The 12,835-nt window shown below is 61.5% G+C and carries 11 protein-coding genes; 3 read left to right on the plus strand and 8 right to left on the minus strand.

Annotation, left to right across the window (positions count from 1 at the left end):
• Positions 1-53 precede the first annotated feature (53 nt).
• The gene (locus tag ACQKEK_RS19105) at positions 54-2,108 is read left to right on the plus strand and encodes a nitric oxide reductase activation protein NorD (RefSeq protein ID WP_499143339.1); all 2,055 of its coding nucleotides are present in this window, start codon (positions 54-56) and stop codon (positions 2,106-2,108) included.
• 30 nt (positions 2,109-2,138) lie between these two features.
• Here ACQKEK_RS19105 and mscL read toward each other — a convergent pair whose 3' ends face one another.
• On the minus strand, positions 2,139-2,549 hold the full coding sequence (gene mscL / locus ACQKEK_RS19110; RefSeq protein ID WP_128120927.1) for a large-conductance mechanosensitive channel protein MscL: 411 nt from the start codon (positions 2,547-2,549) through the stop codon (positions 2,139-2,141).
• A gap of 210 nt (positions 2,550-2,759) precedes the next feature.
• Here mscL and ACQKEK_RS19115 point away from each other — a divergent pair, with 210 nt between their 5' ends.
• Positions 2,760-3,029: an HP1242/YdcH family protein gene (locus ACQKEK_RS19115; protein WP_045430358.1), complete on the plus strand. Its 270-nt coding sequence runs from the start codon at positions 2,760-2,762 to the stop codon at positions 3,027-3,029.
• 156 nt (positions 3,030-3,185) lie between these two features.
• On the opposite strand, the gene ACQKEK_RS19120 is transcribed toward ACQKEK_RS19115, so the two are convergent.
• Positions 3,186-3,620 (minus strand): CopD family protein, encoded by a 435-nt coding sequence (locus ACQKEK_RS19120; protein WP_128120928.1) that lies wholly within the window; start codon positions 3,618-3,620, stop codon positions 3,186-3,188.
• Positions 3,621-3,735: 115 nt separating this feature from the next.
• Between ACQKEK_RS19120 and radA the strand changes: the two genes are divergently transcribed.
• Positions 3,736-5,097 carry a DNA repair protein RadA gene (radA, locus tag ACQKEK_RS19125; RefSeq protein WP_499143336.1) on the plus strand — a complete coding sequence of 454 codons (1,362 nt, stop codon included), beginning with the start codon at positions 3,736-3,738 and terminating at the stop codon, positions 5,095-5,097.
• Positions 5,098-5,105: 8 nt separating this feature from the next.
• Here radA and ACQKEK_RS19130 read toward each other — a convergent pair whose 3' ends face one another.
• The 6 genes from ACQKEK_RS19130 to ACQKEK_RS19155 form a co-directional block, all read right to left on the minus strand.
• Entirely contained in the window at positions 5,106-5,477 is a 372-nt protein-coding gene (locus ACQKEK_RS19130) for a PilZ domain-containing protein (RefSeq protein WP_499143334.1), read from the minus strand.
• A 58-nt stretch (positions 5,478-5,535) separates the two neighbouring features.
• Positions 5,536-5,997, minus strand: coding sequence for a methyltransferase family protein (locus ACQKEK_RS19135; protein ID WP_499143332.1), 462 nt, complete (start codon positions 5,995-5,997; stop codon positions 5,536-5,538).
• A 100-nt stretch (positions 5,998-6,097) separates the two neighbouring features.
• Entirely contained in the window at positions 6,098-6,736 is a 639-nt protein-coding gene (locus ACQKEK_RS19140; protein ID WP_499143330.1) for a response regulator, read from the minus strand.
• A gap of 34 nt (positions 6,737-6,770) precedes the next feature.
• Positions 6,771-8,123 carry a cache domain-containing protein gene (locus ACQKEK_RS19145; protein ID WP_499143328.1) on the minus strand — a complete coding sequence of 451 codons (1,353 nt, stop codon included), beginning with the start codon at positions 8,121-8,123 and terminating at the stop codon, positions 6,771-6,773.
• A gap of 174 nt (positions 8,124-8,297) precedes the next feature.
• Positions 8,298-9,551, minus strand: coding sequence for a serine hydroxymethyltransferase (glyA, locus tag ACQKEK_RS19150; protein WP_128120931.1), 1,254 nt, complete (start codon positions 9,549-9,551; stop codon positions 8,298-8,300).
• A 139-nt stretch (positions 9,552-9,690) separates the two neighbouring features.
• Positions 9,691-12,696, minus strand: coding sequence for a sensor domain-containing protein (locus ACQKEK_RS19155; protein ID WP_499167674.1), 3,006 nt, complete (start codon positions 12,694-12,696; stop codon positions 9,691-9,693).
• Positions 12,697-12,835 lie beyond the last annotated feature (139 nt).

The raw sequence follows: 12,835 nt of genomic DNA on the forward strand, positions 1-12,835 counted from the left end.
AGCCGCGGCTAACAAATACGCCGAGCAACCTCGCCGCGACGGTTCCTGTCGGCATGGCTGAAGCCGAGGAGCTTGTCAGCGACGCCGCACGCCATGCCACGGTGTTCGTGCAGAGGTTATGGCGCCGTCATCGTCCGCTGCCGAAAGGCCCGCCTACGGTAACGCTTGCTGATGCGGCGCCTCGCCTTGACCTGCTGATTACCGCCGTCACGGGTACAAGCTACCCGATCCGAATTGCGCAGCTCCCGCCGATACCCACCGTGCTGGCTCGGCTGTTTCGCCGGGCTCAGCACCCCTGGCAGAGCCAGGCAATTCCGGCCACCGACGGCAAGCACCTGTGGCTGCCCGCCGACTCCGGTATCGAGGACATCGAGGGCGGTCACGAACACTATCGAATCATGGCACTGCAACAGGCGATACGTGCTCAACGTGGCAGTGCCAGCTTCATCGATGGAACGCTTTCACCGCTACAGGCCGACGTCTATCTGCTACTTGAAGCCTGGGCGGTCGATGAAACGCTGGTCGAAATGCTGCCAGGCATGGGCTCGGCCATTGAGCATTTACGGCGACAGGCCTTGCGGCAACGCCCGTTACTCACCGCGTTCTCTCCGGCGCGCCAGCCGCTCGAATCGCTGCTGCGTCAGTTGCTCGCGAGCCCGTGCGGTCGAACGCTGGAAGATTTCCCGCTCAGCGAATCGCCTACGCATTCACAGCGGCTGATCGAGCCCCTGCTGAGCACGCTGGGGTTGTCACCCCAGGACTGTTCACTGGGCCATGCCCCGCTACTGCAGGACTGCTGGACCGGCCACCTTTTTCGGCCCAGCAGCGCAGGGGAAGGGTCAGCAAACGCGCTGCCCGCAGACGGCCAAACCTCCACCGACACAGCACCGCCGCGCAGCGCTCACTTGCCCAGGCGCCCAGATATCCGCAACGCCGCCGAGGACGAGGACAAACACGACGAGGGAGTTTTCATGGTGCAGGCCGATGAGCCGCACCAGCACGCAGAGGACCCACTTGGCCTGAGTCGCCCAGTCGACCATGACGAGGACACCAGCGCAGACGAATACGGCGACATGCTTTCCGAACTGCCCGAGGCACGCCTGGTCTCGACACCCGGGCGTCCAAAAGAGGTGATGATTTCGGACGATCCGCCAGACAGCAACACGGCCCTGCAGCTCAAACGTGCCATCGCCGACGGCCAAGGCCTTTCCTATCCGGAATGGGATTACCACACCAGGCACTACCGCCAGCCCGGCGCCATCGTCCGCGTGCTGCCCAATCTGCCCGGCTCCCCGCAATGGGTAGAAGCCACGCTGGATGAACACCGTTCGATGCTGAACCAGATCCGCCGGCGCTTCGAAATGCTGAGGGCCCGCCGCGTGACGCGACGGCGCCAGCTGGATGGCGATGAGATTGACTTGCAAGCCTACATCGACAGCTACGCCGATTTCAGAGCCGGCGGCTCGCTGTCCGATGCGCTATATCAGAACCGACGCATAGCAGAACGGGATCTGGCGATTACCTTGCTGATCGATGTCAGCGGCTCGACGGACGGCTGGGTATCAGCCGGGCGCCGGATCATTGATGTGGAGCGTGAAGCGCTGCTCGTCGTCTGCATTGCGCTGGAAAGCCTGGGTGAGCCTTACGCGGTGCAGGCCTTTTCGGGCGAAGGCCCGGACGCCGTGATCGTGCGCCAACTGAAACGCTTCGACGAACCCTTCAGCCAGGAAGTGGCCCTGCACATCAGCGCGCTCGAGCCGGAACATTACACCCGCGCTGGCGCGGCGATCCGTCATGCCAGCAGCGAGCTATTGCAGCAGCCTGCCACGCATCGATTGCTGCTGCTGCTCTCCGATGGCAAGCCGAACGACAAGGATGAGTACGAGGGTCGCTACGGCGTAGAGGACATGCGACAGGCCGTGACCGAGGCCAATCTGCAGGGCATCTCGACGTTCTGCCTGACAATCGACCGCCAGGCAGCCAACTACTTACCGACAGTATTCGGCGCTCACCAATACGCCCTGCTGCCAAAACCGGAACTGCTGCCGAGCGTACTGTTGGAGTGGCTCAAGCGGCTGATCGCGACCTTATCAGGCCAAAGTGTTTAGAGATCGAACGCCGCTGGAACCCGCTCAGGCTCAGGGTCGGTTTTGCGCACGCAGTGCATCCCGGATCTCGGTAAGCAGCGTTTCCTCCTTGCTCGGCGCTGGCGGTGCAGACGGGGCCGCCGCCTCCTTGCGCTTCAAGCTGTTGATGCCCTTGACGGCGAGGAAGATGGCGAAGGCCACAATGATGAAATCGAATACTGTCTGCAGGAAGCTGCCATAGCTCAAGGTCACTGCGGGCGAATCACCAACCGCCTGCTTGAGCACAATGGAGAGGTCCGAGAAATCAACACCGCCGATCAACATACCCAACGGCGGCGTCACGACATCGGCGACAAAGGACGAGACGATCTTGGTGAAGGCGGCGCCGATGATTATCCCCACCGCCATGTCGATGACGTTGCCTCTGACGGCAAATGCCTTGAATTCGTTGATCATGCCCATCTTGCTTTCCTTCAATCGGATAGTTTTTTGCGGTCGGATCGTCCGCCGTAGCACTTCGACATGCTGCAGCATAGATTGGGTTCAAGTCGCGAGCCAGAGACCTTCAGCGATGAGCGGCAGGCAACAGTACGGACTGCTTGATCGCCGTCAAAAAGAATCGCGTGGCGCAACGCTAAGGTACAGCTCTTCTCATCCAACCGGAGCGGCACCATGCACGTCGAACATCACCCCCTGGTCAAGGATTTCCCCGAAAAGCTCGAGCAGCTTCATCAGCTGCGTCAGCAGGATCCCAAGTTCGCCCGCAAGGCTGAAACCTACGAGGCACTGGACAAGCAGATCTGCCGTGTCGAGGACGGTGTTGAACTGCTCGATGACGAAGCCCTGAGCGCGCTCAAATTGGAGCGTGTATCACTCAAGGACGACATTGCGCGTGACCTCAAGCGTGCCAGCGGCAGCTGCTGCGGTGGCTGCTGCGGCTAATCCTGTTCGGCCCTCCCCACCCGTCAGCCTCGGTTCGCCTGGCGTGACGGGTCGCGGATATCTCCTCCCCCTTGGCTAACCTTTCAAAGGCGTTCAGCCGCTAGCATCCAGCCGGTTTCTCTCTTCTGCGAGAACTGATAGACCGCGCTGTGGCGGTTAGAACAACCCGCCGAATCTAAAGCCCGACCCAACCCAGACGAAGGCCACCGCTGTCAGTGTAATCAGCACGATATGCACACCCAATTGCGGCAAACGCTGCGCATCGAGCTTCGGGATGATTGCCAGCCTTGCATGTACACCCAGCGCTGCGGTGAAAACCAGCAGCACCAGCTTGGCCTGAACCAGATGAGCGATTGGCGAGTCGCCAAACCATTGCGCGTGCGGCAACCACTGCCCGGCCAGCCATATTCCGGTGGCAATCTGTAACAGCAACGCCGGGATCCCGATCCGCTCGTAGAGCTGTTCAAAGGCCCGCACCGGCTGCACATCACGCCGGCGCAGAGCACCGGGCAACACGCTGAACAGCAAAACCAAGTGGCCGCCTACCCAGACGCTGGCACCTAGCAGGTGCAGAAACAACAAGTGGCGCATGGGATGACTCCTGTTCGGTTTGTTTACAGTCTGGAGGGTTATGTGGCGCTTGTGGCTGATGGCGATCAAGTCAGCCGCTATCATGCGGCTCCACTCATCCGACGCGGAGTCCCCCATGGCCAAGGCCAAGCGCATGTATGGCTGCACCGAATGCGGCTCGACCTTTCCCAAATGGGCCGGCCAATGTGGTGACTGCGGCGCCTGGAACACGCTGGTGGAGACCATTATCGATGGCGCAGCCCCCCCGTCCGGGCGGGCCGGCTGGGCCGGAGAACAGGCCAACATCAAGACCCTCGCTGAAGTCAGCGTTGAGCAAGTGCCGCGCTTCTCCACGGCATCAGGCGAACTCGACCGAGTGCTCGGCGGTGGCCTGGTGGACGGATCGGTGGTGCTGATCGGCGGTGATCCTGGCATCGGCAAGTCGACCATCCTGCTGCAGACCCTCTGCAACATTGCCCGCCAGTTTCCGGCCCTTTACGTGACCGGCGAAGAATCCCAGCAGCAGGTCGCGATGCGCGCTCGCCGCCTGGATCTGCCGCAGGACAAACTCAAAGTCATGACCGAGACCTGCATCGAATCAATCATCGCCACCGCCCGCCTGGAAAAGCCCAAGGTCATGGTCATCGACTCGATCCAGACCATCTTCACGGAGCAGTTGCAGTCCGCCCCCGGCGGCGTCGCCCAGGTCCGTGAAAGCGCCGCGCTGCTGGTGCGCTTCGCCAAGCAGAGTGGCACCGCAATCTTTCTGGTTGGTCACGTCACCAAGGAAGGCGCGCTGGCAGGGCCGCGCGTGCTCGAGCACATGGTCGACACCGTGCTGTATTTCGAGGGCGAGTCGGATGGTCGTCTGCGCCTGCTGCGCGCGGTGAAGAATCGCTTCGGCGCGATCAACGAACTGGGCGTGTTCGGCATGACCGACAAAGGCCTCAAGGAAGTCACCAACCCTTCGGCAATCTTCCTCACCCGCGCTCAGGAAGCGGTGCCCGGCAGCGTCGTAATGGCCACATGGGAAGGCACCCGCCCCATGCTGGTCGAGGTGCAGGCCTTGGTCGATACCAGCCACATGGCCAACCCGCGCCGCGTCACCCTTGGTCTCGACCAGAACCGCCTGGCCATGCTGCTGGCCGTCCTGCATCGCCACGGCGGCATTCCGACTTACGATCAGGACGTGTTCATCAACGTGGTGGGCGGCGTAAAAGTGCTGGAGACGGCCTCAGACCTGGCGCTGATGGCGGCAGTGATATCCAGCTTGCGCAACCGCCCGCTGGATACCGACTTGCTGGTGTTTGGCGAGGTCGGTCTGTCCGGAGAGATCCGTCCGGTGCCGAGCGGCCAGGAGCGACTGAAGGAAGCCGCCAAGCATGGTTTCAAGCGCGCCATCGTGCCCAAGGGCAACGCGCCGAAGGAGGCGCCTGCCGGGCTGCAAGTAATTGCCGTGACGCGCCTTGAACAAGCATTGGACGCCCTGTTCGAGTAATCCCGGTTCTATCGCGGCTCGCCAAGCGCTGCCAGCTCACGTTCGAGCAGCGCTTCGTCGCCCAGGTTAAGTTCGACCAGCCGCCGTAGGTGGCTGATCGAGTCGACATCGATATGCCGGCAGACCAGCCCGACCAACTCACCGTCGCCATGAGTCATCTCTACTGCCATGCGCACCTCGGCGTCATCCGAGAGCCGAACGCGGGCTTCGAACGGCTGGGAGGGATCGGCATCCCAGCCAGCCGGGCGGTGCACCAACAAGCCCCTCAGGGAAAGATCGTGCAGCTGGACAGGCCAGCGACGCTGGCCTTGCACCAGCTCCGTTTCGGCATCGAATTCAAAGCGCTGGAAGCGCCGGCGGTCGCTGGTTGTCTCATTCATCATGTCCACTCCCCGAAGACTTCATTTCTCACTATAGGCGACATCATCACCCACCTGCTCAGAGCCACCGCCGTACACGCCGTCGGTAGATTCGATAGTCGTCACCAAACAGCCGCATCAGCAGGTGCTCTTCGTGAACGATCACGGTGCGTTGCATGCAGACGATCAACAAGGGCAATAGCAGCCACGGCCAGACACTGTTGAGCAACAGCCCAACACCGCAATAGATGAAGGTGTCGGCGAGATAAATCGGGTTGCGCGAAAAACGAAACGGCCCGCTCTGCAACAGACTGCTCGGCTTGCCGTAGGGGTTGATAGTGGTGCGATAGCGATGCATTTCCAGCGCCGACCAGAGCATCAGCACGATGCCGACCGCTATCGATACCCAGCCGGCATAAAACACCAGTTCGTGTTCAGGCAGGTCGAGAGGCACCCATTTCGACGCCCCCCATGCACCACCCATGAAGGCCAGGTAGACCAGGGGTGGAGGCGGAATCATTCTGGCAGAGGCGTGGCTCATGGCGCATCCCGATGTATTGGATGCGCCTATCCTACAGAAGCCACCGCGTAACGCCGCCTGCTTTTAGTAGCGCATCCCGGCGGCGCTGACAGTTGCCAAGTTAATGCTGCCCTGGGAGCCAGCCATGCACCATTGCATGCTTCATCAGATCCGCCGGGCGGTCGATATCCAGTTTGCGGCGAATGCTCAGGCGATGCGTTTCGACCGTCCGTACGCTGATTTGCAGGGTACGCGCCATGGTCTTGTTGTTATGCCCTTGGGCCAGCATCAGCAGCACTTCACGCTCACGAGGCGTGAGCTCGCGCTCCTCGGCGCTCCGGCTGGCCAGCTTCTCGGCAATACCCTCGCTGTAATAGGTGCCTCCGGCGGCAATCGCCTGGATTGCGACAATGATTTCCCGTGAGGGCGCATCCTTCAGCACATAGCCGCTGGCGCCGACCTTGACTGAAGTGTTCACGTATTCCTGGTTGTCGTACATGCTCAAAATCAGCACGCGCAAGCCGGGAAGCTGCTGGCGCAGTGATTGCGTCAGTTCAAGACCATTTACATCCTTCAGCCCGATGTCCATCAACACGACATCGGCCGTGACACGACCCAGCAGCTCAAGCGCCTCGGCGCCGCTGCCAGCTTCGCCGACGACGTCCAATTCGGGCACGGCCATCAGCAAGGCCCGGATGCCGTCCCGAACCAAAGCATGGTCGTCGATCAAAGCCACCTTGATACACGCTTGCGGGTTCATCGAGCGAGCCTCTTATTATTGATAATTCGATAATTCAGCCGGCCCGGGCCGGCAAGGTGACATCCAGTTCGGTGCCACCGGATTCAGATAGCAGGCTGAAACGCCCACCGAAGTGCTCCACCCGTTCGCGGATGTTACGCAGGCCGATGCCGCCGCCCTTGATGCTGTCGAGATGGCGCGGATTGAAGCCGACTCCGTCGTCCCTCACCCGCAGGCGCACCGACGCGTCGTTGCCGTCCAGATTGATGTGCACCGACTGCGCTGCAGCGTGACGTTCGATATTGGCAAGCGCTTCCTGCAACACCCGGAACAGCGCAACTGCCACCGAATCGTCAGGATCGTTCTCACCGAGCCCGTTGCTGTATAGCATTTTCAGCCCGCTGCGCTGTTCGAACTCGGCCACAAGCTGGCCAACAGCCGCCGACAGGCCCAGCGTGTCGAGCAGCGACGGATGCAGATCATGGGAGATGCGCCGCACCTCGCCAATTGCCCCCGCCAGCCGCTCGGTGCCGCGATCCAGCGTTGCCAGCGCATTGGGATTACCGCTGGCGAGCTCGTGACTGGCCAGTTCAAACTGGAACTTGATCGACACCAGTAACTGACTGATGCCGTCATGCAGCTCGCGAGAAACCCGTGAACGCTCTTCTTCCTGCAAGCTGACAATGCGCTGGGTCAGTAACTGCAGCTTGCGGTCGGCCAGTCGTCGTTCGCTGACATTGAGCGTCAGGCCGCTGGCGAACACCAGCAACACCGCGACGAGCGCGACGCCGGCGATGGCCAGCATGGTGGTGTAGATGCCACTGGCGACCTCTTCGCGCACCTGCAGAATCGCCTCATCTACGTCCTCGAGATAGATGCCGGTGCCCAGCATCCAACCCCAACGCTCCAGCATCACGACATAGGCCAGTTTCGCGGCGAACTGTCCGGTCGACGGCTTCTGCCAGGCGTATCGCTGGAATCCGGTACCTGTCTCGGCACTGCGCATCAGTGCCTGGATCACTGGCAAACCGTTAGGATCGGTCATGTTCCACAGATCCTTGCCGACCAGCTCGCTCTGGCGCGGATGCATCAGGTTGCGCCCGCTGCGGTCGTAGACGAAGAAGTAGCCATCGCTGCCGAAACTGAAGCGCCCCAAAGCAGCGAGCACCTTCTGTTTGGTCGCCTCATCGTTCAGACCGCTGTCATAGAACGGCGCGATGGTACTCAAGGCCATCTCGACGTAGTTCTTCAGCTCGGCCTGCTTGCTCGCCAGGATGCTGCTTTCGATCAGCTTCGCCTGCTGCTCGCCGAGCCGCTGGTTCTGGAACAGCACCAGCGCGCAGACCACCGCCACAGCCAATAGCAGGGGCAGGATGCTGAGCGCGGCAATCTTGTGCTTGAGCTGCATCGAGCCTCTCCGATGACCTAAATCTGGCAAAACGTGAGTGAAACTTAACCCAGGCGGCGCGGCAGGCACAGTACCAGATGGCACTTAGCCTTGACGCGCCGTGACGCGGGCGATTCCTCACTGAAACGAAAAAGCCCGGCACAGAGCCGGGCTTTCGTTACTGCACGAAGCGTCTTACTGACCGTAGACCGGGAATTTGGCGCAGACCGCCTCGACCTTGGCACGGACTGTTTCGATTACCGACTCGTCGCCCATGTTGTCGAGGATGTCGCAGATCCAGCCAGCCAGATCGCGGCACTCGGTTTCGCCGAAACCGCGGGTGGTGACGGCCGGTGTACCGATGCGCAGACCGGAAGTCACGAACGGCGAACGCGGGTCGTTCGGTACGCTGTTCTTGTTCACGGTGATGTGCGCGTTGCCCAGGGCAGCATCCGCGTCCTTACCGGTGATGTCCTGCTTGATCAGGCTGAGCAGGAACAGGTGATTCTGGGTGCCACCGGAAACCACGTCGAAGCCGCGCTGGATGAACACTTCGGCCATGGCCTGGGCATTCTTCACGACCTGCTGCTGATAGGCCTTGAACTCAGGCTGCAGCGCTTCCTTGAAGCACACCGCCTTGGCGGCGATGACGTGCTCCAGCGGGCCGCCCTGGGCGCCTGGGAACACTGCAGAGTTCAGCTTCTTCTCGATCTCGGCATTGGCGCGGGCCAGGATCAGGCCACCGCGTGGGCCGCGCAGGGTCTTGTGAGTAGTAGTGGTCACTACGTCGGCGAACGGCACCGGGTTCGGGTAGACACCTGCAGCAACCAGACCAGCTACGTGGGCCATGTCGACGAACAGGTAGGCACCAACCTTGTCGGCGATCTCGCGGAAACGGGCGAAATCCAGTTTCTGCGAGTAGGCAGAGAAACCGGCGACGACCATCTTCGGCTTGTGCTCCAGGGCCAGGCGCTCGACTTCGTCATAGTCGATCAGGCCCTGGTCGTTGATGCCGTACTGCACGGCATTGTACAGCTTGCCCGAGGACGAGACGCTGGCGCCGTGGGTCAGGTGGCCACCGTGGGCCAGGCTCATGCCGAGGATGGTGTCACCGGCCTGCAACAGGGCGAGGTAGACGGCGCTGTTGGCCTGGGAGCCGGCATGCGGCTGGACGTTAGCGTAGTCGGCGCCGAACAGTTCCTTGGCACGGTCGATGGCCAACTGCTCGACCACATCGACGTACTCGCAACCGCCGTAGTAGCGCTTGCCCGGATAGCCTTCGGCGTACTTGTTGGTCAGTACCGAACCCTGGGCTTCCATCACCGCCGGGCTGGTGTAGTTCTCCGAGGCGATCAGCTCGATGTGGTCTTCCTGACGCTTGGCTTCCTGCTCCATGGCAGCGAAGAGATCGGCGTCGAAACGGGCGAGGGTCAAATCACGGCTGAACATGGCAGTCCCCTGAGAATCAGCTGGCGGTAATAAAAGAGGCGCGGATTCTACCTCATCCGCCCGAGCGCGGGTATGAGCCGTGGTCATCTACAACATGAGACAAGCTGCAAGCGAGTCGAGGTTGCGGCTTTCAGGCCAGCTACAACACAGGTCCTGGTTCTAGCTGGCCGATGGAGGCCTGTTGCTTGCAGCTTGAAATTGACGCTTTCAACTTTGCCGCTGGCACCGGCCGGCCGAGATAGAAACCCTGCACCTCGTCGCAGCCGTGCTCGCGAAGAAAATTCAGCTGCGCCTGGGTTTCGACGCCCTCGGCGATTACCGACAGGCTGAGGCTATGCGCCATGGCAATGATCGCTCGGGCTATCTGCCCATCCTGCTCGCCTTCGGGCAGACCATCGACGAAACTGCGGTCGATTTTCAGCACATCGATGGGGAATTGCTTGAGGTAGTTCAACGAAGAGTAACCGGTGCCAAAATCATCGATGGCAATCGAGGGGCCGAGCTGCTTGAGCGCATCGAGCATACGCATCGCGCCCCCGACATCCTGCATCAGGATGCTCTCGGTCAGCTCCAGTTCCAGCCGGCTCGGTGCGACCTTGCTGAACGCGAGAATCCCGGCAATGCGTTGACCCAGCTGACCATCGGCAAACTGACGAGCCGAAAGGTTCACCGAAACCTTCGGCACCACCACGCCCTCCCGCTCCCAGTTTCCGATCTGCCGGCAGGCTTCGCCGATTACCCAGTCGCCTACCTCGACAATCAGCCCCAGTTCCTCAAGCGCCGGAATGAACTCGCCGGGCGGCACCAGACCACGCGACGGGTGCTGCCAGCGCAGCAATGCCTCGACACCGGTCAGCGTATGGCCGTCGGCGAGGTATTGCGGCTGGTAGTGCAGCACGAACTGTTGCTGTTCGAGGGCGTGGCGCAGATCGCTTTCCAGCTCCAGACGCTCCAGTGCGCTGGCATTCATCTCGGCCTGGTAGAACTGGAAATTGTTTTTGCCGCGCTCTTTGGCGTGATACATCGCGGTGTCGGCATTTTTCATCAGCTGGCTGATGTCGTTGCCATCCTGTGGGCTCAGGGCAATGCCAATGCTGGCGGTGACGAAGAACTCTCGGCCAGACAGCACGAAGGGTTCGGCGAGACTGCCCAGGACCCGTTCAGCCACATGGATTGCCCGGCTCAGCGCCTCGTCGCGATCACCACCGGGGCGCAACAGAAAGGTGAACTCATCGCCGCCCATGCGCGCCACCGTGTCGTCTTCATCAACGCACGACGCCAGGCGCACTGCGACGTCCTTGAGCATGCGGTCACCGGCCGCGTGACCGAGCGAATCGTTGATTGGCTTGAAGCGATCCAGATCGAGAAACATCAGCACCACCCAGCCACGGCGCCGGGCGGCCAATTGCAGGCTGCTGTGCAGACGGTCCTGAAACAGCGTGCGATTGGGCAGCTGAGTCAGCCCGTCGTAATAGGCCAGCCGGTGGATACGCTTTTCGCTGGCCTTGCGCTCACTCATGTCGCTGAAAAAGCAGACATAGCTCACCAGCTCATTCTCATCGTCGCGAACGGCGGTAATGCCGATCCAGCATGGGTAAGTCTCGCCACCCTTGCGCTTGAGCCAGAACTCCCCTTCCCAGCTGCCGGTCTGCAGGACCTGGCTGTGCACATAGTCCATCTGGTTGGCCTGCTGACGGTCGGCGCTGAGCACCATCGGCAGCTCGCCTTTGATCTCGTCGACGCTGTAGCCGGTAATCCGGACAAATGCCGCATTGACCTGAACGATCTTGCCGGCGGGATCGGTGACGACGATGGCCGCCGTGGAATGGTCGAACACGGTCGCCGCGCGGCGCAATGCCGTCTCGGCCTGGCGCTGTTCGCTGACATCCCGACCAATGCACAGGGTTCCATCGAACCGGTTGTTCTCGTCGGAGATCAGCATCATTCGCAGCTCGATCGCCACCGACCGGCCATCGGCCGCGAGACAGTCGAAATACAGGGTTTGCGCCTGCAAGGTCAGCCCCAGCTTAGCCAGTTCAACCGGGCTGGCCGAAGCATCGCGCACCTGCCTCATCAGGTCATAGAAGCGTGCCGCCTGGCGCGGTTTGGTCACCACTCGATCCAGGCCATGCTGCGCAGCCCACTCCGGGCTGTAGCCAAGCACGGTCTGCACCGAAGGACTGATGTAGTCGATGCGCAGCGAACTGTCAGTGGTGAAGACCACATCGCGCAGGCTACCGGCGAGCATCCGGTAGCGGCGTTCGCTATCCCGCAGGGAATGGCTGTGTTCCATGTTCGTGGTGACATCCCGGGCCACGCCAATCAAGCGCTGCACCCTCCCCTGTTCATTGCGCGTCAGGACCTGTTCAGTCACGCAGAACCAATGCCATTTACCGTCACGGTGGCGCCAGCGCAATAACGATTCCTGAACAACGCCGTCAATCATCGAACCGCGCAGGGCCAGCAGCCGCCAGATGTACTCCTGATCGTCCGGGTGGCTGATGCGTCGCCAGAACTGGTTGCTGTCGACGCCGCGCTCTTCTTCGCTGTAGCCCAGCCGCGCGGCCAGGTTGCTGTTGCTGAACAGCAGCTTGCCGGCCTCCAGATCTTGCACATAAAGGGTGTCCGGCACTGCGCGCAGCACCTCTGACCAGAACCGCTCACGCTCAACCAGTGCCGTCTGCGCCGCCCGCTCACGGGTGATATCGCGCATGACCCAGACAAAACCAGACGGCTCCAGCTCACCTGCCAGGCGCAAAGCCCGCCGCGTGATCGAAAAAAGACGGCTCTCCCCCTCCTGAAGCAGTCGCACGGCCTCAAGGCACAGATCAACCGTCGAATTGGCCGCGTCGAACGCCAGGGGATCCAGATTCGGCAGCAGCTCCTGCAGACGATAACGTGGAGCCTCGCGGCTACTCAGGCCGAACATTGTCTCGGCCTGGCTGTTGAGAAATTGCAGACGGCCGCCGAAGTCGCTGATCAGAATCCGCTCTTCGATCGCCCCGAGCGCTGTCGCCGAATAGCGCAACAGTTGCCAACGAGCACGCAGGCGCAGCGGCACAAGAAGGCGCGCACAGGTCACAGCAATCCTGCGGACAAGCCTGTCGAGGCGGACTGACGCTGATGGGGAAGGATGTTGATCGATCAAACGATTAAGTCCTTTGTGGCGTTGCGGCGAGCGCGGCATCGGACCAACGCCCGAACGGCGTCAAGAATGCCCTGAGAGCCATCAAAGCGCCAGCATCGAGTCAGCACCCCGGTTTGCCCTGCCAGGTGCATTCCGG

The organism is Pseudomonas sp. NPDC077408 (genome assembly GCF_050269105.1).
Taxonomy (GTDB): domain Bacteria; phylum Pseudomonadota; class Gammaproteobacteria; order Pseudomonadales; family Pseudomonadaceae; genus Stutzerimonas.

Excerpts from the sequence above, each read along its gene's own strand:
- ACQKEK_RS19105 (WP_499143339.1), top strand. The coding sequence starts at position 54 with ATGGCTGAAGCCGAGGAGCTTGTCAGCGACGCCGCACGCCATGCCACG.
- mscL (WP_128120927.1), bottom strand. The coding sequence starts at position 2,549 with ATGGGCATGATCAACGAATTCAAGGCATTTGCCGTCAGAGGCAACGTC.
- ACQKEK_RS19115 (WP_045430358.1), top strand. The coding sequence starts at position 2,760 with ATGCACGTCGAACATCACCCCCTGGTCAAGGATTTCCCCGAAAAGCTC.
- ACQKEK_RS19120 (WP_128120928.1), bottom strand. The coding sequence starts at position 3,620 with ATGCGCCACTTGTTGTTTCTGCACCTGCTAGGTGCCAGCGTCTGGGTA.
- radA (WP_499143336.1), top strand. The coding sequence starts at position 3,736 with ATGGCCAAGGCCAAGCGCATGTATGGCTGCACCGAATGCGGCTCGACC.
- ACQKEK_RS19130 (WP_499143334.1), bottom strand. The coding sequence starts at position 5,477 with ATGAATGAGACAACCAGCGACCGCCGGCGCTTCCAGCGCTTTGAATTC.
- ACQKEK_RS19135 (WP_499143332.1), bottom strand. The coding sequence starts at position 5,997 with ATGAGCCACGCCTCTGCCAGAATGATTCCGCCTCCACCCCTGGTCTAC.
- ACQKEK_RS19140 (WP_499143330.1), bottom strand. The coding sequence starts at position 6,736 with ATGAACCCGCAAGCGTGTATCAAGGTGGCTTTGATCGACGACCATGCT.
- ACQKEK_RS19145 (WP_499143328.1), bottom strand. The coding sequence starts at position 8,123 with ATGCAGCTCAAGCACAAGATTGCCGCGCTCAGCATCCTGCCCCTGCTA.
- glyA (WP_128120931.1), bottom strand. The coding sequence starts at position 9,551 with ATGTTCAGCCGTGATTTGACCCTCGCCCGTTTCGACGCCGATCTCTTC.